The 25,656-nt window shown below is 62.2% G+C and carries 23 protein-coding genes and 1 riboswitch; of the genes, 9 read left to right on the top strand and 14 right to left on the bottom strand.

Annotated features, from left to right (window positions below):
* Nucleotides 1-75: 75 nt before the first annotated feature.
* Together VE009_RS00205 and VE009_RS00200 are read left to right on the top strand one after the other, a co-directional pair.
* Nucleotides 76-1,290 (top strand): ATP-binding protein, encoded by a 1,215-nt coding sequence (locus VE009_RS00205; protein WP_325005361.1) that lies wholly within the window; start codon nucleotides 76-78, stop codon nucleotides 1,288-1,290.
* Between the two features lie 12 nt (nucleotides 1,291-1,302).
* Nucleotides 1,303-1,779, top strand: a complete 477-nt coding sequence (locus tag VE009_RS00200; RefSeq protein WP_325005360.1) for a nucleoside deaminase — start codon at nucleotides 1,303-1,305, stop codon at nucleotides 1,777-1,779.
* Between the two features lie 6 nt (nucleotides 1,780-1,785).
* Here VE009_RS00200 and chrA read toward each other — a convergent pair whose 3' ends face one another.
* From chrA to VE009_RS00175, 5 genes are all read right to left on the bottom strand, one after another.
* Nucleotides 1,786-2,967 (bottom strand): chromate efflux transporter, encoded by a 1,182-nt coding sequence (gene chrA, locus VE009_RS00195; protein WP_325005359.1) that lies wholly within the window; start codon nucleotides 2,965-2,967, stop codon nucleotides 1,786-1,788.
* Between the two features lie 219 nt (nucleotides 2,968-3,186).
* Entirely contained in the window at nucleotides 3,187-4,101 is a 915-nt protein-coding gene (locus VE009_RS00190; protein ID WP_325005358.1) for a rhodanese-related sulfurtransferase, read from the bottom strand.
* A gap of 109 nt (nucleotides 4,102-4,210) precedes the next feature.
* A complete protein-coding gene (gene motB / locus VE009_RS00185; protein WP_325005357.1) occupies nucleotides 4,211-4,975 on the bottom strand; it encodes a flagellar motor protein MotB in 765 nt (254 codons plus the stop codon).
* Nucleotides 4,950-5,759, bottom strand: coding sequence for a flagellar motor stator protein MotA (motA, locus tag VE009_RS00180; protein ID WP_325005356.1), 810 nt, complete (start codon nucleotides 5,757-5,759; stop codon nucleotides 4,950-4,952). The genes motB and motA overlap by 26 nt, the downstream gene beginning before the upstream one ends.
* A gap of 79 nt (nucleotides 5,760-5,838) precedes the next feature.
* Complete coding sequence (locus VE009_RS00175) at nucleotides 5,839-6,399, bottom strand: GNAT family protein (protein ID WP_325005355.1); 561 nt, start codon at nucleotides 6,397-6,399, stop codon at nucleotides 5,839-5,841.
* Nucleotides 6,400-6,536: 137 nt separating this feature from the next.
* Between VE009_RS00175 and VE009_RS00170 the strand changes: the two genes are divergently transcribed.
* The gene (locus tag VE009_RS00170; RefSeq protein WP_325005354.1) at nucleotides 6,537-7,400 is read left to right on the top strand and encodes a sulfurtransferase; all 864 of its coding nucleotides are present in this window, start codon (nucleotides 6,537-6,539) and stop codon (nucleotides 7,398-7,400) included.
* Between the two features lie 3 nt (nucleotides 7,401-7,403).
* Here VE009_RS00170 and VE009_RS00165 read toward each other — a convergent pair whose 3' ends face one another.
* The 6 genes from VE009_RS00165 to VE009_RS00140 all read right to left on the bottom strand — a co-directional run bounded on the left by VE009_RS00165 (nucleotide 7,404) and on the right by VE009_RS00140 (nucleotide 14,406).
* Nucleotides 7,404-8,159: an exodeoxyribonuclease III gene (locus VE009_RS00165; protein WP_325005353.1), complete on the bottom strand. Its 756-nt coding sequence runs from the start codon at nucleotides 8,157-8,159 to the stop codon at nucleotides 7,404-7,406.
* A 127-nt stretch (nucleotides 8,160-8,286) separates the two neighbouring features.
* A complete protein-coding gene (locus VE009_RS00160) occupies nucleotides 8,287-8,973 on the bottom strand; it encodes a Crp/Fnr family transcriptional regulator (protein ID WP_325005352.1) in 687 nt (228 codons plus the stop codon).
* 36 nt (nucleotides 8,974-9,009) lie between these two features.
* The gene (locus VE009_RS00155) at nucleotides 9,010-10,125 is read right to left on the bottom strand and encodes an HD-GYP domain-containing protein (RefSeq protein ID WP_325005351.1); all 1,116 of its coding nucleotides are present in this window, start codon (nucleotides 10,123-10,125) and stop codon (nucleotides 9,010-9,012) included.
* A gap of 310 nt (nucleotides 10,126-10,435) precedes the next feature.
* Nucleotides 10,436-11,005, bottom strand: coding sequence for a C40 family peptidase (locus VE009_RS00150; RefSeq protein ID WP_414694744.1), 570 nt, complete (start codon nucleotides 11,003-11,005; stop codon nucleotides 10,436-10,438).
* Nucleotides 11,006-11,007: 2 nt separating this feature from the next.
* A riboswitch (cyclic di-AMP (ydaO/yuaA leader) is annotated at nucleotides 11,008-11,158 on the bottom strand.
* A gap of 370 nt (nucleotides 11,159-11,528) precedes the next feature.
* Entirely contained in the window at nucleotides 11,529-12,347 is an 819-nt protein-coding gene (locus tag VE009_RS00145) for a hypothetical protein (protein ID WP_325005350.1), read from the bottom strand.
* A gap of 31 nt (nucleotides 12,348-12,378) precedes the next feature.
* Nucleotides 12,379-14,406, bottom strand: coding sequence for a M1 family metallopeptidase (locus VE009_RS00140; RefSeq protein ID WP_325005349.1), 2,028 nt, complete (start codon nucleotides 14,404-14,406; stop codon nucleotides 12,379-12,381).
* Nucleotides 14,407-14,513: 107 nt separating this feature from the next.
* Here VE009_RS00140 and VE009_RS00135 point away from each other — a divergent pair, with 107 nt between their 5' ends.
* On the top strand, nucleotides 14,514-15,005 hold the full coding sequence (locus VE009_RS00135) for a YwhD family protein (protein ID WP_325005348.1): 492 nt from the start codon (nucleotides 14,514-14,516) through the stop codon (nucleotides 15,003-15,005).
* A 57-nt stretch (nucleotides 15,006-15,062) separates the two neighbouring features.
* On the opposite strand, the gene VE009_RS00130 is transcribed toward VE009_RS00135, so the two are convergent.
* Together VE009_RS00130 and VE009_RS00125 are read right to left on the bottom strand one after the other, a co-directional pair.
* Nucleotides 15,063-15,914, bottom strand: coding sequence for a lysophospholipase (locus VE009_RS00130; protein ID WP_325005347.1), 852 nt, complete (start codon nucleotides 15,912-15,914; stop codon nucleotides 15,063-15,065).
* A gap of 511 nt (nucleotides 15,915-16,425) precedes the next feature.
* On the bottom strand, nucleotides 16,426-18,507 hold the full coding sequence (locus VE009_RS00125) for a PBP1A family penicillin-binding protein (RefSeq protein WP_325005346.1): 2,082 nt from the start codon (nucleotides 18,505-18,507) through the stop codon (nucleotides 16,426-16,428).
* A gap of 208 nt (nucleotides 18,508-18,715) precedes the next feature.
* On the opposite strand from VE009_RS00125, the gene speE reads away from it, so the two are divergent.
* Both speE and speB read left to right on the top strand, forming a co-directional pair.
* On the top strand, nucleotides 18,716-19,543 hold the full coding sequence (gene speE, locus VE009_RS00120; protein ID WP_325005345.1) for a polyamine aminopropyltransferase: 828 nt from the start codon (nucleotides 18,716-18,718) through the stop codon (nucleotides 19,541-19,543).
* Nucleotides 19,540-20,409: an agmatinase gene (gene speB / locus VE009_RS00115; RefSeq protein WP_325005344.1), complete on the top strand. Its 870-nt coding sequence runs from the start codon at nucleotides 19,540-19,542 to the stop codon at nucleotides 20,407-20,409. Before speE ends, speB begins: the two co-directional genes overlap by 4 nt.
* A gap of 60 nt (nucleotides 20,410-20,469) precedes the next feature.
* Here the strand turns inward: speB and VE009_RS00110 are convergent, their stop codons facing one another.
* Nucleotides 20,470-21,300: an AraC family transcriptional regulator gene (locus VE009_RS00110; RefSeq protein WP_325005343.1), complete on the bottom strand. Its 831-nt coding sequence runs from the start codon at nucleotides 21,298-21,300 to the stop codon at nucleotides 20,470-20,472.
* Nucleotides 21,301-21,432: 132 nt separating this feature from the next.
* Between VE009_RS00110 and VE009_RS00105 the strand changes: the two genes are divergently transcribed.
* The 3 genes from VE009_RS00105 to argS all read left to right on the top strand — a co-directional run bounded on the left by VE009_RS00105 (nucleotide 21,433) and on the right by argS (nucleotide 25,638).
* On the top strand, nucleotides 21,433-23,451 hold the full coding sequence (locus tag VE009_RS00105; RefSeq protein ID WP_325005387.1) for a beta-galactosidase: 2,019 nt from the start codon (nucleotides 21,433-21,435) through the stop codon (nucleotides 23,449-23,451).
* A gap of 88 nt (nucleotides 23,452-23,539) precedes the next feature.
* Complete coding sequence (locus VE009_RS00100) at nucleotides 23,540-23,962, top strand: DUF1934 domain-containing protein (protein ID WP_325005342.1); 423 nt, start codon at nucleotides 23,540-23,542, stop codon at nucleotides 23,960-23,962.
* The gene (gene argS / locus VE009_RS00095; RefSeq protein ID WP_414694746.1) at nucleotides 23,956-25,638 is read left to right on the top strand and encodes an arginine--tRNA ligase; all 1,683 of its coding nucleotides are present in this window, start codon (nucleotides 23,956-23,958) and stop codon (nucleotides 25,636-25,638) included. Before VE009_RS00100 ends, argS begins: the two co-directional genes overlap by 7 nt.
* Nucleotides 25,639-25,656 lie beyond the last annotated feature (18 nt).

The following is a 25,656-nucleotide window of genomic DNA, read 5'->3' as shown; positions in this document are numbered from 1 at the left end:
ATGGGACCTAGCTTCAATAGGAAGTTAGGTTTCTTTATGTCCGGAAGGCACAACTGCAAAGCAGGTGAGCGGACGATGATACGAACCTGGGGGGTCTTCGTCTTGGCCGGCGCCGCCGTCGCGGCGGCGGACGCATGGATCAGCGGCGCGATGTCGGGCGCTCTTCGAACTGTCTGGATCGCTGCGTCCAACGTCTTGATTTTCGGCATCCTCGGCTGGAGGATCCATCGATTGGATGTGGGGAAACGTTCGGCGGAACGCGGCTTGCTCCGCGTATCGCGGGAGGCGGTCGCGCTATATACGCTGCGGGGCGCGTGCCAAGACATGAACGAACTGATGGAGAGGATGCTTGGAACGACGGCCAAGGACGCTCGCGGCGCCGCATTCGCCGATTGGCTGCCGGAGCGGGACCGCGCGCGGGCGCGGGCGGCGTTCGCCCAGGCGGCGGAAGGGCAGCCGCGCCATTTCGATTCGCACTGCTTGCGCGCGGACGGGACGAGCGTCGACGTCGAGGTGACGTACGTGCCGGTCTTGTCCTCCAACCGAATCGTCGGCGTGTACTGCATTATGAAGGATATTTCGGAATTGAAGCGAAACCGGGAACGGCTGCAGCATTCCGAGAAGCTGGCGGCGATCGGGGAGCTGGCCGCCGGAATCGCGCACGAAATTCGCAATCCGCTGACGACGCTGCGCGGATTCCTGCAGCTGATTCACCGGAGCGGGAGCGCGAAATATTCCGACATCATGCTGTCCGAAGTCGACCGGATTCATACGATCGCGAACGAACTGCTGCTGCTCGGGAAACCGCAGGCGTACTCGCTCGAGCGCAAGCCGATCGCGTCGCTGCTCGAGGCGATCGCGACGCTCGTCAATGCGCAGGCGGCCTTGCATAATACGTCGATCCGTCTAGAGAAGGAGCCGGGCATCGACGGGGCGCTCGTGCTTTGCGAAGAGACGAAAATCAAACAGGTTTTCTTGAATATTTTGAAGAATGCGGTGGAGTCTATGCCGGAAGGGGGCATTGTGACGATTCGGATCGGATGGGAAGGACCGTGCGTCCACGTCCGAATCGCCGACCAAGGGGTCGGCATCCCGGAGCATATCCTGCCGAAGCTCGGGCAGGCGTTCCTGACGACGAAGGAAGCCGGTACGGGGCTCGGCCTGATGATCAGCTACGGTATTATCGAGCAGCACGGGGGACGGATGACGATCGAGAGCGAGGAGGGCGTCGGCACGACGGTGCATCTTCGCCTGCCGATCGAGCCGGATGCCGCGGCGCCGAATACATAAGGAGGAAACCATATGGATCAAGAGAGACAGGAGTTTATGATGGAGGCGGTGCGCCTTGCGGAGCGCAACGTGACGAGCGGCAACGGAGGGCCGTTCGGCGCGGTGATCGTGAAGGACGGGCGCATCATCGCGACCGGCGTCAACGAAGTGACGAAGAAGGCCGACCCGACGGCGCATGCGGAGGTGCAGGCGATCCGCGAAGCGTGCCGCGTCTTGGGCACGTTCCAGCTGACCGACTGCGAATTGTATACGAGCTGCGAGCCTTGCCCGATGTGCTTCGGCGCGATTTATTGGGCGCGGCCGAAGGCGGTATACTACGCCGGCACGAAGCAGGAGGCGGCGGCCGTTTCGTTCGACGATCATTTCATTTACGAGGAATTGGATCGGCCTCCCGAGGCGCGGAAGCTGCCGATGGTGCGGCTCACCCCGGAAGGCTATCACGCGCCGTTCGACGCTTGGCGGGAATCGACGAAGAAGGTCGAGTATTAATCGCGCCTATAAGCCGTAGACGGCAATACCGGCAAGCGCGGCGGCCGCGACGAGCGCCCAGGGCGGCAGCTTCCAATGCGCGAACAGCAGATACAGCGCCGCCGCGAGGACGAAATCGACGGGCGCGGCAACCGCGCCGACGAACAGCGGGTCGTACAGCGCGGCGAACAGAATGCCGACGACGGCGGCGTTGATGCCGTAGACGGCATGCGCGACGGACGGCAGCCGGCGGAGCGTCTGCCAGAACGGCATCGCGCCGACGACGAGCAGGTAGCCCGGCAGGAAAATCGCGAGCGTCGCGACGGCGGCGCCGGCCCAGCCGAACGAGGTGCCGCCGAGGTACGCGGCGAACGTGAACAGCGGCCCGGGCATCGCTTGGGTTGCGGCGTAGCCGGCCGCGAACGATTCGGGCGCGACCCATCCCGCGGGCACGACTTCCCGCTCGAGCAGTGGGAGCACGACGTGGCCGCCGCCGAAGACGAGCGCGCCCGCTCGGTAGAAGCTCTCGAACAGGGCGAGCAGCGGGGGCAGCCAGCCGAGCGCGCGGGCGGCCGGCAGGCCGATCAGCAGCGCGGCGAACGCGGCCAGCAGCGCGACGGCCGCCCGGCTGTAGCCGCGGCGATTCGCCGCAGCGGCGACGTCCCCGTGCGGCGCGGCCGGCTTGCCGCGGCGCAGGGCGAGGCCGGCGGCCGCGGCGGCGGCGATCGCCGCGACCTGCACGGCCGCATGCGGGACGAGCAGGACGGCGCTAGCGGCGGCGACGGCGATCGTGGCGCGCGGCTTGTCCGGCGCAAGCGTGCGGGCCATGCCGAGCACGGCGGCGGCGACGATCGCCACGGCGGCGAGCTCGAGCCCCTTGATCCAGCCGGCGCCCGCGACGCCCGGCGTCGTCTCGTACAGCGCCGCGAACGCCGCCATGACCGCGGCCGACGGCAGCGTGAAGCCGAGCCAGGCGGCGAGCGAGCCGGCCCATCCCGCGCGCAGCCAGCCGACGGCGATGCCGACTTGGCTGCTGGCCGGACCCGGCAGCAGCTGACACAGCGCGACGAGATCGGCGAAGCTCTCGTCGTCAAGCCATTTCTTCCGATTAACGTACTCTTCCCGGAAATATCCGATATGCGCCGTAGGACCCCCGAACGAGAACAGCCCCAGCTTCAGCGCGGTTAAGAACGATTGAACCCATGCCATAAATCCGTACGACCCCTTCCTCAGCGATGCGAACCCATTTTACCATACTTTGCCGAAACCGATTTATTAAGATTGTATTTGCGGAACCATTGACGGCGCCGAAACGCGCCTTGACCCGCGTCCGCCGTCCCGCGCCGGCCGCCGCGCCGCCAGCGGCGCATAAAAAAAACGTCAGCCTGACTTTCGTCGGCTGACGTTCCGGGTATGGCGCTTTCCTCGTTAATTCGCCTTGGTCGACTGCAGCACCGAGTCTTTCTCTTCGCATTCCGCGGAGCAGTAGCCGCCCTTGGCTTCTTCGCAGGCGTCGCACACGATATGGTGGTTGTGGCAGAAATCGTACGTGCAGTTGATATACTTCTCCGACGGCGTGCCGCAGTGCAGGCATTTGCCGACGACCGTCTCTTCCTCCGTGTGGTTGACGCGGACTGTAATCCGCTCGTCGAACACGTACAGTTTGCCGTCGAACAGCCGGCCCTTCACCTCGGGGTCCTTGCTGTACGTGACGACGCCGCCGTCGAGCTGCGCGACGTCCTTGAACCCTTCCCGCAGCAGGAAGCCGGACAGCTTCTCGCAGCGGATGCCGCCGGTGCAGTACGTGAGAATTTTCTTATCCTTGTACTGCGACAAATTGTTCCGGATCCATTCCGGGAATTCGCGGAACGAATCGACCTCCGGACGGATCGCGCCGCGGAAGTGGCCGACGTCGTATTCGTAGTCGTTGCGGCCGTCGAGCACGATGACGTCTTCCTGCTGGAGCGCCTCCATGAACTCTTTGGGCTTCAGCTTTTTGCCGGTCAGCTGGTTCGGGTCGATATCCTCCTCGAGCCGGAACGTGACGAGCTCCGGACGCGGCCGGACGAAGATTTTCTTGAATGCGTGGCCGTCGGCCTCGTCGACCTTGAACACCATGTCGGCGAAGCGCGGGTCGGCATGCATGTGATCCATGTACGCCTGCGTCTGTTCGACGGTGCCGGACACGGTGCCGTTGATGCCTTCGTGCGCGACGAGGATGCGTCCTTTCAGGCCGAGCTCCTTGCAGAACGCCAAGTGCTCCTTGGCGTACTCTTCGTGATTCTCGATTTTGACATATTTATAGTAGAGCAATACGCGATACGGTTTCGTTTCGTTCGACATGCTTGTCCTCACCTTTTACCTTCGAATTTGCGATACTTCCATGATACCACACTCTTTTTGCCGGATACAAAAAGCCCCGCGTCGCCGCGAGGCTTCGAGCGTTCCCTTCTTATTGAACGTTCCGTACGATGGACACCTCGACGCGGCGGTTTTGCGCCCGGCCGGCCGCCGTGTCGTTGGACGCGACGGGCTTGTATTCGCCGTACCCGACGCTCGAGAACCGCTGCTCCCCGACGTCTTTGTTTTCGAGCAGAACGGCCATGAACGTGAGGGCGCGCTCCGCGCTCAGGTGGAAGTTGGACGGGAACTGCGACGTGTTGATCGGCACGTTGTCGGTATGACCCGAGACGACGACCTCGTAATTCGGGTACTGTTCGAGCAGTTCCGAGATCGCGCCGGCCAGCTGACGCGATTCGGGCTTCAGCTGCGCGCTGCCGGACGGGAACAGCGTGTTGTCGCTGATCATAATTTTCAGCTGCTGCTGGTCGAGCTGCGTCTCGAGCTGCGTCGTCAGTCCGTTCTCGTCGATGTACTGGTCGATTTTCCGCTTCAGTTCCAGCAGCTGTTCGGTTTCTTTCTTCCGTAGTTCTTCTTCGAGCTCGCTTTGTTCCTTCTCTTCCTTGTTCGCCTTGCTGTCGATGCCGACGCCGTCGCTGCTCGGAATCGGAGAGACGTTCTCCATGAAGCTCGGTCCGCCGTTCAGCGCCGCTTGGAACGACTTTTTGATTTCGTCGAACTTCTTCTGGTCGATCTGGCTGGAGGCGAACAATACGATAAACAACGCCAATAGAAGGGTCAGCAGGTCCGCATACGGAATGAGCCAGGACTCGTCCATATGCTCTTCATGATCATGCTTGCGCTGTTTTTTGCTCACCGGCTGCTTCTCCCTTCTGCTCAGCCGCCCGCTCGGCCGGGGTCAAGTATACGGAGAGCTTCTGGTTGATCGCGACGGTGGAGACGCCGGATTGAATGGACAGCAAGCCTTCGACCATCATCGTCTTGAGCTCGATCTCTTGCTTAGAGAACCGCTTCAGCTTGTTGGCGATCGGGTGCCACAGGACGTAGCCGGTGAAAATGCCGAGCAGCGTCGCGATGAACGCGGCGGAGATCGAGTGGCCGAGCTTCTCGATGTCGGACAAGTTGCCGAGGGCCGCGATCAAGCCGACGACGGCGCCCAATACCCCGAGCGTAGGGGCGTACGTGCCCGCCTGGGTGAAAATGAGCGCGCCGGCTTTGTGGCGCTCTTCGATCGAGTGCAGCTCTTCCATGAGCACGTCGTGCACGAAATCTTGGTCGTTGCCGTCGATGATCATGCGCATGCCGTTGCGCAGGAACGGCTCCTCGATTTCGTCGACCTTGCTTTCCAGCGCGAGCAAGCCTTCCCGGCGGGTGATCGTCGCCCACTCCATGAACATCCGGATCACTTCCGTCTTCGAGATGAGCTTTTGGCCGAAGAACGCGATTTTCATAAGCTTGGGGAATTTCTTGATCTCGGACATCGGGAACGCGATAAACAGCGCCGCGGCCGTGCCGACGAAAATAATCATGTACGCTGCGGGGTTGTTGACGAGATTGATGAGCGATGCACCTTTCAATATCATCCCTACGCAGACGGATATCAACGCTAGTACGATTCCTATAAACGTCGACTTCTCCATGTCCAAGACACGCTCCTCAGTGTAACAGTAGTCTTATATTATCTTAACTTTTGACCTAGTAAAAGAATTCTACGTTATATTATCGGCAGGGGGGAGCGTATCTTGTAGAGAATTTTCCATCGGTTTCGGTGGTAAGTGTTGGCCGAAACGGCCATATCATATTGACGACGGGGACGATGCCGCGCCCGGGTAGAGGCAGATCGTATTCGTCGACGGCGCGAAAGCCGGCTTTCTCGTACGCGGCGATCGCGCGGGCGTTGTCTTTCGCGACCTCGAGGTCGATGCGATGCCCCAGATGCCGTTCGGCCGTCGCTTGCGCCGCGAATCGGGCGAATCCGGCGCCTCGACCCCGGCCGCACCAATCGGGCTTCAGGCCGAGCCCGAGCCGGACGATCGGCGCGCCTTCCTCTCCGGCGAGCGGGAACCATTGGACGAAGCCGCACAGCTCGTCCCCGCATCGCACGGCGCGGTATTGGCGCTCGCGCACGTCCGGATCGGCGTAATCGCGTCTTTCCGCCGCGGCTTGCTCCCACGGCAGCCAGTCGTACGCGTCGTATGGCGGAGGGTACCGCCACGCGGATATCGCGGCGGCGTCGCGTTCGGTCATCGGTTCGAGGCGGTAGGGCGGTCGTTCGCTCATAGTTTCCTCCGTGGACGGGCAATATTACAGTTTGATGATAATCCGCGTACAACACTTCTCACGTCAGCGGCCTTCTGTTAATATAGCAGAAAACGCTTGCTCTTTGGTTCTCTCTAAGACAAGAAAGGGTGTTGAGGATGCGTCATGTCGTCAGTCCGGAACGGGGATACGCGAAATGGAAGCATCGCGAAGCGATTTGGATCGACTGCCGATTCACGCTGGGGCAGCCGCAGTCGGGATCCGACGCTTACGTTGCGGAACACATCCCTGGCGCCTATTATTTAGATTTGGAAAAGGATTTATCCGGGCCGAAGCGGCCGGACGGCGTCGGCGGACGCCACCCGCTGCCCGACGCGGACGCGCTGGCCGATACGTTCACCCGGCTCGGGATCTCGAGCGGGCGCTGCGTGATCGCCTACGACGATCAAGGCGGGGCGATGGCGTCGCGGCTATGGTGGCTGCTCGCATACATGGGCCATGACGAAGCGTACGTGCTGGACGGCGGATTCGCGGCTTGGAAGCAGGCAGGCTATCCGACGGCGAGCGGGGAAGGCGAAATGCCGCAGCCGAGCGACGCTCGCTTCGTTCCGCGCGTCCGCTCCGAATGGCTGGCGACGGCGGACTATATCGCCGCGAACCGGAAGCGCATCGAGGAAGGGCGCATCGTGCTGCTCGATTCGCGGGAGGAAGCGCGGTACCGCGGGCTTGCCGAGCCGATCGACAAGGCGGCCGGGCATATCCCGGGCGCGCGCCATTCGTTCTGGAAGGCGAACCTCGACGCGGAAGGCCGGTTCCGTCCGGTGAAGGAGCAGATGAAGCGGTTCGAGCCGCTGCAGGGCGCGGAAGAAGTGATCGTGTACTGCGGCTCCGGCGTCACCGCGTGCCCGAACGTGCTCGCGCTGCGCGAGGTCGGCTTCACGAACGTGAAGCTGTACGCGGGCAGCTGGAGCGACTGGATCAGCGACCCGACGCGCCCGATCGCGACGGGGGACAATAAATAGTTATTACTCCGACAACTCCAGCGTGATCGGGCAGTGGTCGCTGCCCATGACGCTGGATTCGATGCCGGCGTCGACGAGCCGGTCGGTCAGCCGCCGCGAAATCAAGAAGTAGTCGATGCGCCAGCCGATGTTGCGCTCCCGCACCTTCGGCATGAACGACCACCACGTGTACATGTCTCCCCGGTCGGGATGCAGATGGCGGAACGTGTCCACGAAGCCCGCGTCGAGCAGTCGCGTCATTTTCTCGCGCTCTTCGTCCGTGAAGCCGGAATTGCCGCGATTCGATTTGGCGTTCTTGATGTCGATCTCCTGGTGGGCGACGTTGAGATCGCCGCAGACGACGACGGGCTTGCGCGCGTCGAGCTCTGTCAAGTAGCCGCGGAACCGCTCCTCCCATTCGAGGCGGAAGTCCAGTCGGGACAAGTCGCGCCGCGCATTGGGCGTATACACGTTCACGAGATAAAAATCGTCGTACTCCAGCGTCAGGACGCGGCCCTCCGGCTCGGCATCCTCCTCCAATCCGTACCGCACCGACAGCGGCTCCCGTTTCGTAAACACCGCCGTGCCGGAATAGCCTTTCTTCTCCGCATAGTTCCAGTACGCGAAATACCCTTCGAACGGCGCTGGGTCGATCTGCCCTTCCTGCAGCTTCGTTTCCTGAATGCAGAACATGTCCGCATCCATGGCCTTGAAAAAGTCGGCGAAACCTTTATTCATGCAGGCCCGCAGGCCGTTGACGTTCCATGAGACCAGCTTCATCGGCAGTACTTCCTCCCAAGTCTAGTAAAAGCATTCTTCCTATTATATACGATAACGGCTAAGAAGGCTGCCGCGGCCGTTAGCACGGCGGCGGCAGCCTTCTTGGCGGCGGGAACCTTCAGCGGGGTCACATTCCCGCCATTTCCCTCAATTTCCGATGGTCGGGCAAATAAATGCGCTTCTTTTCGACCGCGATCAAGCCTTCCTCGGACAGCTCCTGCAGCACCTTCGTCGCCGATTCCCGCGCCGTGCCGGCGAAGCTGGCCAGCTGCTGATGCGTCATGCGAATGTCCACCAGCAAGCCGGCGCCCTGCTTCACGCCCCGTTCCTCCGCGAGCCGCAGAATGGTGCGAATGATGCGCTGCCGCACGTCCAAGAACGTCAAATTATAGATTTGATCGTTCGCGTTGCGGAGCCGCTGCGCCGTCACCTCGAGCAGCTTGATGCATACGCGCGGGTGCTTCTCCATGAAATCGTAAAACACGGACCGCTTCATCGAAAAAACCAAACAAGACTCCAACGTTTCCGCGGTGGCGGAGCGGTTAAGAGCCGGCTGGATGAGCGCCATTTCGCCGAAAAAATCGCCCGGGCCGAACAGCGCTAATATAATTTCCTTGTCATCGTCGAAGCGGTAAATTTTCACGACGCCGGATTTGAGGATGAACAGCTCGTCGCCCGGGTCGCCTTCCATGAAGAGCAGCTTGCCGCGAGGCCATTTGGTTTCCTGGAACAGCGGACCGATCGCGAGAAGCTCCTCATCCGACAAGTCCTGAAACAGAGGGACGTTGCGAAGCAATCCGACAATTGCATTCATAGGCAGTGGACAGCCTTTCCGCAGCGAGAATGTTCGTCAGCAAGCGAAGGAAGGAGTGTCGCCTACGGATCGGATCATGATGTTCAAATGTTTCGTGAGCTGTAATTCGTAGGGGGTCTTCAGCTCTTCACCGGCTGGGTTGGTCAAGACGCGAACGGTCGGCCGCTGCAAGCACGACGCGTCGATACGGGAGACAACTCCTTGTTCACCGGTGTTCAATGTGACGGCCGTCCCCGGAGGGAAAATAGCCACCTTGTTGCGGAATTGCTCTACTCTACAACGATCATACGCTCTTTCCACGTTGGCGTAAAGATAATCTAGCGCTTCGTGAGGCAGCATCGCGTTGCGGTAGCTTCTGGGGCTGATTAAAGCGTCGTAAGCGTCGATCATGCCGATCAGTTTCGCATACGGGTGGATGTCGTTTCCTTTCAAACCGTAAGGGTATCCGAGTCCGTCCATGCGTTCATGGTGCTGGAGCGCGCATTGAGCGGCGACGAGCGACACGCTGCCGTCGTCCTTCAGCAGCTTGTAGCCCAGCTCGGTATGTCTGCGGATTTCTTTCATCTCTTCTTCGGTCAGCTTCGCGCGCTTCGTCAGCAGCGATTTCGGGAGCAGCAGCTTGCCGACGTCGTGAAACAGCGCGGCGGCGCACATCGTACGCAGTTCGTCCGCGCTCGCGCCTTCGCCGAGCGCCAGCTTGCTGGCGAACACGGCGACGTTCAACGCGTTGTTGCAAAAATGGTGCCCGACGCTGTCGACGGTCGACGCCGTGTCCCGAATATGCACGATCGGCACATGCCGGCTGTACATAATGTCGTCGACGATCAGGCGGACGCTGTCGTGGACGAGCCGGGAGAAGGTCACGGTGCGTCCGCCGCCGGCCGGGCCGCCCGCTTGGATATAATCCATGCATTGCATAAGCGAATAGTGGACGGCGCGCCGCGTTTCCTCGCGGAGCGTCTCTTCGATCACGATGTCTTCGGTGCGGGGGTCGTCGATGTACAGCTGGTGGACGCCCATATTCCGCAGCCGGTTGATAATGCCTTGCGTCAATTCGTATCCATAACCGAGCAGCACTTGGCCTTCGTCCGACAGGATCGCTCTGCCGAGTTTCATGCCCGGTGCGCATGAATCGATGGTCACTAATCTCATTACACTCACACACCTTCAAAAAACTTCATTTTTCGCGGGACTGCACACCGCCGTTTCCGTATTATGCCACAGAGGTCCTACGGATTCTGTGAGTCAGGTAACAAAAACAGGAATTTGCGTGCACATTGGGAAAAGAGTTGGGAGCATCGGCACTTGTTTGTCGCGTAGAACCATGTAAAACGGAGTCGAGGCAAGGGTCTTGCGAGAGGGGGGGCAGGGGATATCGGGTCGTTGGGCTTGGGACGATGGGCGCAGAACGGAAAAATCCCCCGGCGCCGCGAAAGCGCGGCCGGGGGATTCGGCGTGCGAATTACAAACCGTGTTCGGCGGCAAGCTCGGAGGCTTCCGTCGTACGGGCGACGTCGGCCGCGTCCGCTGCCGGGGCAGCCGGGACTGCCGAAACTTCGACCGCCGGCGCCTCGACCGCGATTTTTTCGTACTTCGTTTGGTCGAGGATCCGACGCGCCGTCACGTAACGCGTGGAATAGTAGCTGTCGTTCATATCGCCGATCGCCACGCCGCGGGAACTGGACGCATGGGCGAATTTCCCGTTGCCCAAGTAAATGCCCGCATGGGAGATCGTCTTGCCGTTCGTGTTGAAGAACACGAGGTCGCCTGGGCGGAGCTCGTCCTTCGCCACCTTCGTGCCGATCGCCGCCTGATCGACGGAACGCCGCGGCAGGTCGATGCCGAATTTCGCGAAGACGTAGCTGGTAAAGCCGGAGCAGTCGAAGCCGCTCGTCGTCGAGCCGCCGTACTTGTAATCGATGCCGATGAGCGGATCGATCGCCGCCCGCAGGTCCGTCGTTGCCGAAGCGGAACCGGCGAACGCGCCGAACGCGATGGACATCGCCAGCAGGAAAGATGCTGCCTTCTTCAATTGTATACCCCTTCCGATGCCGACGAGGTTAGCTTAAGGGTTCGGTTGAAGGTTCCCTATGATCCCTGATTGCGAGATCAATTCACCCAACATGGTTCCCCCGTATTTCCGAAGCGAGGCGAGACGCGCCGGAAATTTTGGCAGTGATATTTTCGACCTAATTCGTATTCGACAGCGTTCGTCGAAATCCTCCTATTCTAGCAAAATATTCAGGTGATCAATTGAAGTTCCGATAGAATCGCAAAACGGGCGATGGCATCGGCATAGATTCATAGAAAATGACGGGTGAACATCTGGGGCGGGAGAGAGGGGAGCGCGCAAAGGCGGCCCGATTCGAAGTCGAATCGACGGATCCGGGGGAAACGATGTCGATCTACGGTCTACGGGGATTTGTTCGGATGGACGTACGATGAGGCGGTGGAAGGCTGCCGGTCGAAATGGAGGGGCTGACGTCGGGGCTATCAGAGCTCGGTGCTGCAGAAAGCATGACGGGGCGGCCGCGAAGGAGGCCGCCCCTATTATTTCATACAGGCTTGCGGTCGGACCAGTAGTGGAACTGCGCCTGGATGCCCCACAGCTTCAGCAGCGCGCGCACGAACGGGAACGATTGATGCAGGAGGACCGCGAAGAATCCGGCCCACCACAAGGAGAGCGCCGCGGCCGCCAACCCGATGGCGAAGGTGATCGCGTACACGATCAGCGCGAGGGCGACGATCGGCACCGCGCGCCGGACGAACACGGCGAGTCCCGGCAGGGCGCCGCGGCCGCCGACGATGCCGAAGCCGACGTAGAGCGCGGCGAGGTCGAGCGCGCCTTGGTACGCGATCCAGCCGGCGGCGTACGGGAGCAGGGCGGAGGCGATGGACGTCCAATCGCCGGCCGCCGCGGCGGCGTCGAACGCGCGCGGCGCGACCCACAGCAGCGGGGCGAGCGTGAGCAGCGACTGGGCGCCGTACAGCAGCAGGAACGGCTTCGCGTGCGACTTCACGCCTTGCGCGAACGCTTTGCGCCGGCCGCCTCGGCCGTTCTCCAGTACGTTGAGAATGCCGGCGTTGAGGAGGGGCGTGAGCAGCATCCGGACGATCAGGATCGTCCCCAGCGTCCAGGCGTACGGCGCGATCAAATCGGTTTTGACGAGCTGGAATTCCGCCTCCAGCCAAAACAGTCGGCCGGCGGACGCCGGCAGCTCCCCGCCGGGATAACGGTGAAGGAGCGGGACGACGACCGACTTGACGTACTTGAAGATCGCGAAGCCCCAAGCGTATTGATATAGGAATAAGAGCATGATCAGGAACCAATTGCGGCGGGCGGCGGTCCAGCCCGATTTGGCGTACTGCCACATGCGGCGCGCCTCCTTTCGATAATGGTTTCGACTACCACGCCAGCGTGCCGAGGAGCGCTTCGATCAGCTTGGAGACGCCCATCGTCCACCGCGTTTCGAGCTTGTCGTCGACGTCGGTTTTCATGAAATTGTTGTACCGCTTATGCTCGAGCACGACTCCCCAATCCGGGTCGACGACGACGTGGCGCAGCTTCGCGCCGTGCGGCGGCAGGGTGAACACGATCCGGTCCTCTTCGCCGTTCCATTCCTGCACGATCGATTGGCCGTCTTCGTAGGCGAATCGCACCGAGACGGGGCCGTCCTTGCCGCTGCGCCCGGCCACGGTGACCCGGTACGCGTACTGATTCGGCTCCGACGGGACGCGCTCGATGCGCTCCACCGCGTAATCGACCATTTGGTCGCCGTACACGAATTGGTCGAAGAACGGCGCCCAGCTCCGCTTCGTGACGTCTTCCACCGTCTTCTGGAAATCGCCGGTCGACGGATGGCGGAACTTGTAGCGGTCGAAGTACGTGCGCAGCACGCGCTTCATTTGCGCTTCCCCGATTTCTTTCTCCATCGCCAGCAGCACGAGCTTCCCCCGGATATACACATTGTCCGCATAATGATCGTGGTTGTTGAAGTTCCACGAGAAGCGGGTGAGGGAGGCGGGGTTCGTCATATAACTTGCTTCGAGGGTCGTGTTCGGCGTCAGCCCGTATTCCGCTTCCATGAGCTTATCTTCGGCGTACGACGTGAAGCCTTCGTCCAGCCACGCTTCCTCGAACTCGTTGCTGGCGACGATGCCGTACCAATACTGGTGGCCGATCTCGTGCACGACGACGCGCTCCAGCTCGTAGCCGAGGTCGGCGTCGTCCGCGGCCCACGCCGTGATGAGCGTCGGATACTCCATGCCGCCGGCGCCGCCGGCGCCCGCGGGAGGCACGACGACGGATAGCGTGCTGTACGGATACGGCCCGTACCATGCGCTGTAATGCTCCAACGCTTTCTTCGCCGCGTACATATAGCGCTCTTTCAACTCTAGATGCTTCGGGTCGAGGTACAGCTTGATTTTGACGCCCGGCACGTTCGGCGCCGAGAACGGCTCTTCCGCGTACACGAAGTTCGGCGACGCGGCCCAAGCGAAGTCGTGCACGTCGTCGGCGTAGAAATGGTACGTTTTCGTGCCGGACGCTTTGTCCGCGACGGCGGGCTTCGGCGGGAAGCCGGTGGCCGCCACGACGTAGTCGGCCGGCACTTTGATTTTGACGTTATAGATGCCGAAATCGGAGTAAAACTCGGAATTGCCGTGATACTGATGAATGTTCCAGCCTTCGGCCGTGCGGCCGCGGGTGCCGGCGGGCTCGTATACCGCGAGCTTCGGGAACCACTGCCCGGCCATGACGAATTCGCCCTTGTACCCCATGCGGGCGAACACTTCGGGAAGTTTCACCGCGAAGGACATCCTCAGCGTGACCGTTTCGTTCGGCGCGACCGGTTTCGGCAGGCGGAGCTTCATCACCGTCCGGTCCGCTTTGTTGCCGTCGTCCGGCTGCTCGAAGGCGATCCGCGGCGTCAGGTCGAGACCGTCGGACGTTTCCACGGAAGAGACGGTCATCGAACCGACGCCGTCGCCCGTTCGCTCGTCTTCCCGCAGCTTGCCGCCCGATTCCCGCATGAACGTCGTGCGGTCGGATTCGAACGCGTTCGGATACAGATGGAAGTACAGCTCCTGGACCTTCTGCTTGCCCGGGTTGCGCCAGGTGACGGTTTGCGTGCCGTGCAGCGTCTTCGCCTCGGCGTCCAGCGCGACGCCGATATGGTACTCGACGAGGCGGTTGCTCATCGGCTTGGGCGCCGGCGGCTTCTCCGGCACAGGGGGAACGGCGTTCGGGCTCGGCGCGGGATTCGGTTTCGGCGCCGGCTTCGCCGCGTCGGGCGCCTGTCCGAAGACGGGCACCGCTTCGAAAGCTTCGCCGCCGCCAGGGCCGCCGAGCTCTCCCCACAGCGCCACCCAGACGACGAAGGCCGTTCCGGCCAGCGCGATCGGGCGCCAGCGGTTTGATTTGATCCATTTCATCGATTTCACCCCGTTGACAAGCGTCTAGTGGATGTATATGTTTGTCCGCCGGGGATTATTTCGGTTACAATAGAAGAAATTCATCGCGAGCGAGGCGGGGGGATACCGTGGAAGTCGGAGGCAGAAAAATTAACTCACTGAATGTCGTCAGCGCTAAGGAACATAAGGGGTTCGGCGCGGGCTCGATCGACTTGAACAACGTGTCGGCCGTCATTATCGACGGCGACGAGGCATATATCGACTTGGGCGCGCTGCATGCGAAAAGCCGGGTGGAGCGAGGCATCAAGTTTTCGGCGAACAAGGAAGACGTGCCGAACGGCCGCCGCTGCTGGATCGTATGGATCGCCGTCGACAAGCGGGAGGAAGGCTCGTACTACGCGGGCGCGACCGCCTGCGAAATGCTGATCGACACGGAGGCGCGCCGCGGGTGGAAAATTCTCGCGGAGCACGTAAACAAGATGGATTACGCCATGAAGCGGCGCATCATCCTCGACGGCTTGTCCGAAGGGGAGAAGGCGGCGCTGAAGCAGTGCCTGATCGAGTACAACGAGGCGATGTGGAACGCGTCGACCGACGAGCTGAAGGAAAAGCTGGCGTAGACGAGACAGGAGAAGGGGGAGCCGACGGCTCCCCCTTCTTTTACATTGTTGCGAATCTTACATTATAGAAGAAGCGGAGTCCGCGGGACCCGCCGCTTCCGAGCGCCGGTCGAGCCAGGCGACGATGCCGCGGATCACCTCGTCGCGCTCCGGCTCGTTCATCACCTCGTGATGCAGACCGGGGAGGAGCCGCACGTCTTTGTCTCTGGAGGCGAGCTTCGCGCCGAATTCGAGCGTGACCGCCGGGTCGATGACTTCGTCGGCGCCGCCGTGCAGCACGAGCATCGGCTGCGCGATGAGGCCGGCTTCGTCGAGCGCGGCCCGCTGCGCGCGCAGCAGCTCGTTGTAAAAGCGGACGCTGGCGACGTACACCATCAGCGGGTCGGACGCCGTCGCGAGCAGCGTCTCTTCGTTCCGCGTCACGCGCTGCTTGTCGAGGCCGCTCGGCATGCGCAGCTTCGGCAAAATGCCGTCAAGCCGCCGCCCGAGCGCTTCCTTCCAAGCGGGAATCGGGAAGCGGAGCCGGAACGCCGGCGACGTGAGCGCAGCGCCGGCCACTTCGCGCGCGAGCGGCGACGTCTGCAGAAACCGGGCGGCGATCAGCCCCCCGACGCTGTGGCCGAGCAGGAACATCGGCGCGTTCGGGTGCAGGGCGCGCGCGTCGGCGACCCAGCTTTCCACGCGGTCGACGTAATCGCCGAACCGGTCGATGTGGCCGCGCAGGCCGCCGGACCGCCCATGCCCCGGCAAATCGCCTGCGAATACGTTGTAGCCGGCGTCGTTCAGCGCGTCGGCGACGTGCTCGTAGCGCCCGCAGTGTTCGGCTTGTCCGTGAATGAGCACGACCGCGGCTTTCGGCGCTTCGATCGTCCACTGCACGCGATATTCATCCGTAGACATTCCTTTCATGGAAACGCCCCCGTTATCCTTGAATGTTCTGTATAACTTCCATACTATTCGGTTTCCGGACAAAAGAAAACCGGGAGAATGCCTCCGCAGGGGAGGCGTTCCGGAGACCGCCGCGGCGCGGGCGCGGGCGACCGTTCCGCCGCTCGGCGCAAGATGGGAAGGAAGTATGCATACATGCTTCCCATAACGCGCCCGGGGGCGGGCGAACATGACGCCGTGAGGGGCAAGATGGGAAGGGAGTATGCAAAAGAAGGGCAGGGTGGTGTCTTCTTATGCATACGTGCTTCCCATAACGCGCCCGGTCGCGAGCGAACATGACGCCGCTCGGCGCAAGATGGGAAGGGAGTATGCATAAGAAGGGCAGGGTGTTGTCTTCTTATGCATACGTGCTACCCATAACGCGCCCGGGCGCGGGCGACCGCAGCGGCGCAAACCAAACGAACTCCGCCGTTTCCCGCACGGAAACAACGGAGTTCGCCCTCGGCCGAAACCGGGAAGTCGCCCTCCCCGGTCAGCTGTTCCACCAACGTTTCAAATCGTCCCACCAATTGCGCTCCTCGTCCTGATGCGGGCCGTCGCGCCCCGCCGGCAGCGGCTCCGAGGCATGCTCCGCGCAATATTCCGTCGGCTCGGTGCCGGCGACGAACGATTCCAGCCGCGCGTTCGGGCAGTCCGCGGTCGCGAGCAGCCCGGTGGCCGGATCGATGTACACCGTCACGACGCCTTCGGGCGGCTCGAACAGCTTCGGCGGCACCGCGGAGAGCGTCTTCTCCGTATATTCGGCGAAAATCGGCGACGCGGTGTGCGCTTCGATGGTGGAGACGGACCGCCCTTTGTCGTATCCGACCCAGACGGCGGTGGCGAGCTCCGGCGTGAAGCCGACCATCCACGCATCGGTGTTCGTCGTGCCGGTTTTGCCGGCGACCGGCCGCTTCAGCAGATCGGCGACGCGTTGCCCCGTGCCGCCGTCGTCGAACACGCTCTGCATCAAATGCGTGAGCACGTACGCGTACTGCGGCGCGACGACCTGCTCCTCGCGGGGCTCCGCTTCGTAAATGACCCGTCCGTACATATCCTCGATCCGCAGAATCGCGATCGGCTCCCGCCGGACGCCGCCGCCCGCGATCGCCGCGAACGCCTCCGCCATGTCGAACGGGCTGACCGGGTAAGTGCCGAGCGCGAGCGACGGCAGCGGCTTCATGTCGCTCTCGATGCCGAGCGCCTTAGCCGTCTCGATGACTTTCTCGGGACCGACCTGCATGATCGTGCTGACCGCGTAAATGTTGTCGGACTTCGAAATCGCGTACCGTAAGTCGACAAGCTTGTTCGGGTACTTGTTGCCGTAATTTTTCGGCGCGTACGTCTGCCGGCCTTCGTCGTATGTGAAGACGGTGGGCTTGCTCAGGAAGCGGGTCGCCGCGGTGAAGCCCTCCTGCTGCAGCGCGGTCAAATACAGGATCGGCTTGAACGACGAGCCGGGCTGCCGCTGCGCCGACGTGGCGCGGTTGAACTGATTCGTCTCGTAATCGCGCCCGCCGACCATCGCTTGAATGTGGCCGTTGCGCGGGTCGATCGACACAAGCGCCGCCTGCAGCTCCTCATGCGGTTCCAGGTATTTCTTCACCGCCGCCTCGGCGTTCTCTTGCGCGTGCAGATCCAGCGTCGTGTAGATGCGCAGGCCGCCGGAGTCGTACAGCTGCTCGTCGATGCCGAGCTCGCCGACGGCGACGCTCCGCACGTAGTCGCGGAAATACGGCGCCTTCGAAGCGTCCTGCTCCTCGAGCGGCAGCAGCGCCAGCTTCTCTTCGTAGGCCGCTTTCGCCTGCGCTTCCGTAATGAAGCCTTGCTCGGCCATCGCGGACAGGACAAGCTGCTGGCGCGACTTCGACCGATCGTAATCCATATGCGGCGAGAAGTACTTCCAGCTTTTCATGACGCCGGCGAGCAGCGCGCTTTCGGACAAGTTCAGCTCGGAGGCGCTTTTGCCGAAATACAGCTTCGAAGCGGCCTCCACGCCGTACGCGCCGTGCCCGAAATAAATTTGATTCAAATACATCGCCAAAATTTCGTCTTTCGTGAACTCCATCTCGAGCTGCAGCGCGTACATCGCTTCCTTCAGCTTCCGCGACCACGTGCGCTCATGGGACAGAAACAAGTTGCGCGCGAGCTGCTGCGTCAGCGTGCTGGCGCCTTGATCCATGTCCAGCGCCCGGAGGTTCACCCAGACCGCCCGCCCGAGGCCGACCGGATCGATGCCGAAGTGGTTGTAAAACCGTTTGTCCTCGATAGCCAGCGTCGCGTTCACCATATGCGGAGAAATCGCCTCGAGCTCGACGATGTGCCGGTTTTGCCCGCCGTGGAACGAATCGATGACCGAGCCGTGCACGTCGAACAGCTGCGTCGATTGCGAGAACGAGAGCGGCGGCATCGGCTGAACGCGCAAATACAGCAGCAGCCCGGCCAGCAGCACGACCGAGAGCAGCGCCAAGGAGCCGGCGAGTTTGAACATCCGCTTGATCCGGCGGAACCACAGCAGGGGGGCCGGGTCGGGCCGGTACAGCCCCGGCGGCGCGGGGCGCGTCGATTCGTCCATAGGATTCGCTCCTTCAAGGTTAGGAAAATGATACCTACTCCCCAGTATGGGACGAAGCCGAACCGCCTATACTTCAATTGAATCTTAACGGATACTTTGGTTGCATTTTTGGACAGGTTCTCTATAATACATGTTGATAGTTCGGCGGCCCGGTAGATCTTGGATGGGACAAGCCGCCGCGGATACGGACGAAAAGAGGGATTGAACGATGGATTTATGGTATACCGAAAAACAAACCGATAACTTCGGCATCACGATGAAAGTGACGAAAACGTACGAGAACGAGCAGACGGACTTCCAGCACCTGACGATGATCGAGACGGAAGAGTGGGGCACGATGCTGACGCTCGACGGCATGGTCATGACGAGCGTGCGCGACGAGTTCGTATACCACGAAATGGTGGCGCATCCGGCGCTCGTGACGCACCCGAACCCGGAGACGGTGCTGGTCGTCGGCGGCGGCGACGGCGGCGTCATCCGCGAAGTGATGAAGCATCCGAAGGTGAAGAAAGCGGTGCTCGTCGACATCGACGGCAAAGTCATCGAATACTCGAAAAAATATTTGCCTACGATCGCGGGCGAGCTGGACAATCCGCGCGTCGAAGTGATCGTCGGCGACGGCTACATGCACATCGCGCAGCATAAGAACGCATACGACGTCATCATGGTCGATTCCACGGAGCCGGTCGGTCCGGCCGTAGAGCTGTTCTCGAAAGGGTTCTACCAAGGCATCTACGAGGCGCTGAAGGAAGACGGCATTTTCGTGGCGCAAACGGACAACCCGTGGTTCAAAGCGGATCTCATTCAGACGGTCAACCGCGACGTGAAAGAAATTTTCCCGATCGTCCGCGTCTACACGGCCAACATCCCGACGTACCCGAGCGGGCTGTGGACGTTCACGATGGGCAGCAAAAAGCATGACCCGCTGGCGGTCGACGCCGCATCGATTCCGGAATTCCCAACGAAGTACTACACGCCTCGCTTGCACGCCGCTGCGTTCGTGCTGCCGAAGTTCGTGGAGGATTTGGTGAAATGAAAATCGACCAAGCGTATTCGGGCAACGTCTTCATCCTGAGCTCCGAGGATTACGAAGCGGCGCAGGCGGTCATTTACGGCATGCCGATGGACTATACGGTCAGCTTCCGTCCGGGCTCCCGGTTCGGTCCGGCGGCCATTCGGCGTTCTTCGATCGGCCTGGAGGAATACAGCCCCTACCTCGATAAGCATTTGGAGGAAATCAAATATTTCGATGCGGGCGATCTATTGCTGCCGTTCGGCAACGCGGCGCGCAGCTTGGACCTGATCGGGGAGTACGTCCGCAAGCTGCTGGACGACGGCAAAGTGCCGGTCGGCCTCGGCGGCGAGCATCTGGTGTCGTGGCCGGTCATTCGCGAAGTGTACGCGAAGCATCCGGACCTGAAGCTCATCCACATCGACGCGCACGCGGACCTCAGAGAGCAGTACGAGGGCGAGCCGCTGTCGCACTCGACGCCGATCCGCAAGGCGGCGAACCTCATCGGCGGCAAGAACGTGTACCAGTTCGGCATCCGTTCGGGCATGCGCGAGGAGTTCGCATGGGGCCGCGAGAACGTGAACTTCTTCCCGTTCGACGTGCTCGAGCCGCTGAAGAGCGTGCTGTCCGACTTCGAAGGCAAGCCGGTGTACGTCACGATCGACATCGACGTGCTCGATCCGTCGGCGGCGCCGGGGACGGGCACCGCGGAAGCGGGCGGCATCACGTCGAAGGAGCTGCTGGGCGCGGTGCACGCGATCGCAGGCAGCGGCGCGAACGTCGTCGGCTTCGACCTCGTCGAGGTCGCGCCGGTGTACGATCCGACGGAGCAAACGCCGATCGTCGCCGCGAAGCTTATTCGCGAAATGCTGCTCGGCTTTTTGAAATAACGAACAACGGCCCCTTCGCCATATACCGGCGAAGCGGGCCGTTTTTGCGTTCCAATGGGCTCACCCGACGAACAGCCTCCGGAATTGGCTCGGGGTGATGCCTTCCTGCTTTTTGAACAATTTGATGAAATAGCTCGTATGCTCGTACCCGACGCGGCGGCCGACGTCGCCGACGGGGAGCGCGGCGTCCGCGAGCAATAGCTCCTTAGCGCGGCGCAGCCGGTATTTCGTCACGTATTCGAAGGGGCGCATGCCGAAGCTGCGGCGGAACAGCGCGCAGGCGTACTGCGGCGTCACGTTCAGCGTGCCGGCGAGGTCATCGAGCGTCAAGTCCTCGTTGTAGCGCTCCTCGATCAAGCGCAGCATCGGCGCGATGCTCTGCAAATGCTGCTGCCGGGAGCCGCCGGTTTTGAACGACGCCCATTTGGCGAGGTCGAGCAGCAGGGCGTACAAAATCGACGATCCCTCGTACCCGCGGAACGGATCGTTGCCGCCGACGACTTCGTAGGCGCGCTCCATCCTCGCGATCAGCGTCCCCGCCTCCGCCACCGAGTACACGCCGGATTCGCGCAGGTGGAGCCGCTCGAGCAAATCCGGCACGACGCTGCCTTGGAACGACACCCACTGCACGCTCCACGGCTCCTGCACCGCGTAATACCGGTGAGGGACGCCGGCGTACAGCAGGATGCCTTGGCCTTCGGCCACGTCGGCCTGCGTGCCGCCGAGCTCGAGCCGGCCTTGCCCGCGCAGCGTCTGGAGCCATTGGAACGAATGGAAGCCGTCCGGCCGATCGATCCGCTCCTGATTGATCCACCCTCCTGCGCTCGTGATGTACATCGGCAGCTGCAGCTCCAAATCGGTCAGCACCGGGAAATGATTCGTGTCCCTCACGGCGTCCGCTCCTTCCCAAAACCATTCATATTGTTATATTAACAATAAAAATGTGAGATTGATAGCGTTTTCGGTTCGGATTTAAGATATGCATATACTACTATTTTGGAAAAGGGTGTGCATTTCTTGAGCATGTATCGGCAGCGGCAAATGTATTACGGAGGAGACTATAACCCCGATCAATGGCCCGAAAGCGTGTGGGCGGACGATATGCGCCTGATGCGGATGGCGGGCGTCAATATGGCGAGCATCGCCATCTTCAGCTGGGCGAAACTTCAGCCGACGGAGACGACGTACGATTTCGAATGGCTCGATCGACTGATGGATTTGATGCACGAGAACGGCATTCAAGCGGACCTCGCGACCGCGACGGCCAGTCCGCCGGCGTGGATGGCGAAAAATTACCCGGAATCGCTCGCGGTGGACGAGAACGGCGTGCCGTTCGGCTTCGGCTCCCGCCAGCATTACAACCCGAACAGCCCGGTGTACCGGAAGTTCGCGGCGGAGCTCGTCCGCAGGCTCGCCGAGCGGTACAAGAACCACCCGGCGCTCGCGATGTGGCATATCAACAACGAGTACGCGTGCCACGTGCAGCAAGATTTCAGCGACATCACCGAGCGCAAGTTCCGGGATTGGCTGAAGGCGCGGTACGGCACGATCGAAGAGCTGAACGACCGGTGGGGCACCGCGTTCTGGAGCCAGCGGTACGCGGAGTGGGACGAAGTGCCGCTGCCGAAGCATACGCCGACGTTCCCGAACCCGGGGCAGTCGCTCGATTTCGCTAGATTCATGGACGATTGCATTCTCGAACTCTATTTGATGGAGAAAGAGATTTTGAACGAAGTGACGCCGGGCGTGCCGGTGATGACGAACTTCATGGGCTTCTTCAAGCCGCTCGATTATTGGAAATGGGCGCCGCATCTCGACGTCGTCACGTGGGACAGCTACCCCGACCCGCACGAGGGCCGGCCGTACGACGCGGCGATGGCGCACGACCTGATGCGCAGCCTGCGCGGCGGCCAGCCGTTCCTGCTCATGGAGCAAGTATCGGGGCAGGTGAACTGGCGGCAGCGCAACGCGCTCAAGAAGCCGGGCGTCATGCGGCTGTGGAGCTACGAGACGGTGGCGCGCGGCGGCGACGGCATCCTGTTCTTCCAATGGCGCCAATCCCGCGCCGGCGCGGAGAAATGGCACAGCGCGATGGTGACGCACACCGGCGACGAGCACAGCCGCATTTACCGCGAGGTGGCGCAGCTCGGCAACGAGCTTAAGAAGCTGGACGATGTCGTCGGCTCGCGCGTCGAGGCGCAGGCGGCGATCGTGTTCGATTGGGAAAACTGGTGGGCGCTCGAGCTTCCGTCGAAGCCGAGCTCGGACGTGAAATATATTGAACAGATTCGTAACGTGTACCGCGCGCTGCACGAGGCGAACATCGGCGTCGACTTCGTGAAGCCGACGGACGATCTGAGCAAATATAAGCTCGTGGCCGCGCCGGCGCTGTACATGGTGACGGCGGAGGCGGCCGCGAACCTGGAACAGTATACGAAGCAGGGCGGCACGCTGCTCGTCACGTTCTTCTCCGGTATGGTCGACGAGAACGACCGCGTCCATCTCGGCGGCTATCCGGCGCCGCTGCGCAAGGTGCTGGGCCTCGCGGTCGAAGAATTCGACGCTCTCGCCGAAGGCGCGTCGAACCGTATCCGCGCGACGGGCGCGAAGCCTTGGCTCTCGGGCGAGTGGAAGGCCGAGCTGTGGGCGGACGTCATCCGCCTCGAAGGCGCGGAGCCGCTGGCCGTCTTCGCGGAAGACTTCTATGCGGGCGGCGCGGCGGCGACGGTGCACGCGTTCGGCGCGGGCCGCGCGTATTACGTCGGCACGTTCCCCGAGCCGGCGTTCATGTCGGCGCTGCTGCGCGGCGTCGCCGCCGAATGCGGCATCGCCCCGGCCATCGAGGCGCCTCACGGCGTCGAAGCGACGGTGCGCGCGGGCGAGAACGGGCGGTTCACGTTCCTGCTGAACCACTCCGGCGCCGCGGCGGTCGTCTCGCTGCCCGAAGGACGCTATACGGATCTGCTGACGGGCGCGTCTTACGGGTCGTCCGCTAAGGTGACGCTCGAGCCGAACGGCGTCGCGATTCTCAAACACGAATAATCGGCCGTCTCGACGCCCGTCGCGCCTCTCCGGCCGGCGGGCGTCTTCGCCTTGCAAAGGGCAAGAGCGTTGGAGTACACTGAAAACCATGAATGAGCATAAACGGAACGTCCGCGTCCGGCTGACCACCGTGAACGACGGACGGAAAACGACGGTCGATGCGGCAGGCGAAGCGTATTTGCGCGGCGGTCATACGTATATCCGATACCGGGAGACGTCCCCGGATCTCGAGGGCGTCACGACGATCGTGAAGCTGGGCGCGGCGGAAATCGCCGTCATCCGGCACGGCGCGGTGCGCGCGGAGCAGCGGTTCGTGCCCGGGGCGATCGCCGTCGGATATTACGAGACCGCGCAAGGCTCCTTCCCGCTCGAGACGAGAACCGCTCGGATCGACGTCCGCTTCGAAGGCGGCGTCGGCCGCGCGACGTGGTCGTACGAGCTGCGGGTCGGGGGCGCGGAAGCGGGACGATTTCAGGTGAACTTGGACGTGCAGGAGGCGGAAGAATCGTAATGAATGCGTTGGAGCTACAGAAGCAGAAAGTGACGGAGGCGCTGCAGCGGGCGGCCGTGAAAGCGGGGCTCGCGCCCGAGGACGCGGTGCCGGCGATCGCGCTCGAGGTGCCGAAGGAGAAGGCGCACGGCGATCTTGCGACGAATTTCGCGATGCAGATGACGAAGACGGCGAAGAAGCCGCCGCGGGCGATCGCGGAGGCGCTGCTCGCGGAGCTCGATCAAGCCGCCGCGGGCATCGAGCGCGCGGAAATCGCGGGCCCGGGCTTCATTAATTTGTTCATGGACAAGTCGTATCTGCGCGGCATCGTCGTCGAAGCGTTGCAGCAGGGTGAAGGCTACGGCCGCACGGACGCGGGCAAGGGGCAGAAGGTGCAGGTCGAATTCGTCAGCGCGAACCCGACGGGCAGCCTCCACCTCGGCCATGCGCGCGGCGCCGCGGTCGGCGACGCGCTGTGCAACGTGCTCGATTTCGCGGGCTACCGCGTCGAGCGGGAGTACTACATCAACGACGCGGGCAACCAAATCGCGAACCTCGCGTACTCGATCGAGGCGCGCTATAAGCAGGCGCTCGGCCTCGACGCGGCGATGCCGGAAGACGGCTATCACGGCGAGGATATCGTGACGTTCGGCCGCGAACTGGCCGAGGCGAAGGGCGACGCGCTGCTGTCGCTGCCGGATGCCGAACGGTTCGCGTTCTTCCGCGAATACGGTCTTACCCGGGAGCTCGAGAAAATTAAGCGCGACCTGGAACGGTTCCGCGTCCGGTTCGACAACTGGTTCAGCGAGACATCGATCTACACGAACGGGCTCATCGAGCCGACGCTCGCGAAGCTGCGCGAGAACGGGCATATTTACGAGCAGGACGGCGCGGTCTGGCTGCGGACGACGCCGTTCGGCGACGACAAGGACCGGGTGCTGATCAAGAACGACGGCTCGTACACGTACCTGCTGCCGGACATCGCCTACCATCTCGACAAGTACAGCCGCGGCTACGACCGGATGATCAACATTTGGGGCGCCGACCACCACGGCTACGTGCCGCGCATGAAGGCGGCGATGGAGGCGCTCGGGGAAGACCCGGCGAAGCTGACGGTATTGATCGCGCAGATGGTAAGCTTGTACCAAGGCGGAGAGAAGGTCAAGATGTCCAAGCGGACCGGCAAAGCGGTCACGATGGAAGACTTGATGGACGAAGTCGGCGTCGACGCCACCCGCTACTTCTTCGCGATGCGCAGCACCGACTCGCATCTCGACTTCGACATGGACCTGGCCGTGTCCCAATCGAACGAGAACCCGGTGTATTATGTACAGTACGCGCACGCGCGGATCTGCAGCGTGTTCCGCCAAGCCGAGGAGAAGGGCGTCGCCGTGCCGACGGCGGAGGACGAGCTCGATCTAGCGCCGCTCCATTCGGAAGCGGCGTACGATCTATTGCGCAAGATCGGCGAATTCCCGCAGGAAGTCGCCGAATCCGCTGAATCGCTCGCACCGCACCGCATCGTGCGGTACGTGTTCGAGCTGGCCTCCCAATTCCATAGCTTCTACAAAGCGGAACGGGTGCTCACCGAGGACGAGACGGAGACGCGGGCGAAGCTCGCCCTGTTCCTTGCGCTGAAGCACACGTTCGTCAACGCGCTGCGCCTGATCGGCGTGCACGCGCCGGAGCGGATGTAGCGCCGCTTGCGCGGCGCT

The sequence above is a fragment of the Paenibacillus sp. genome (genome assembly GCF_035645195.1).
In the GTDB taxonomy this organism is placed as follows: Bacteria; Bacillota; Bacilli; order Paenibacillales; family YIM-B00363; genus Paenibacillus_AE.
Note: the sequence above shows the minus strand (reverse complement) of the source record. Positions and strands in the feature narration are given on the sequence as shown.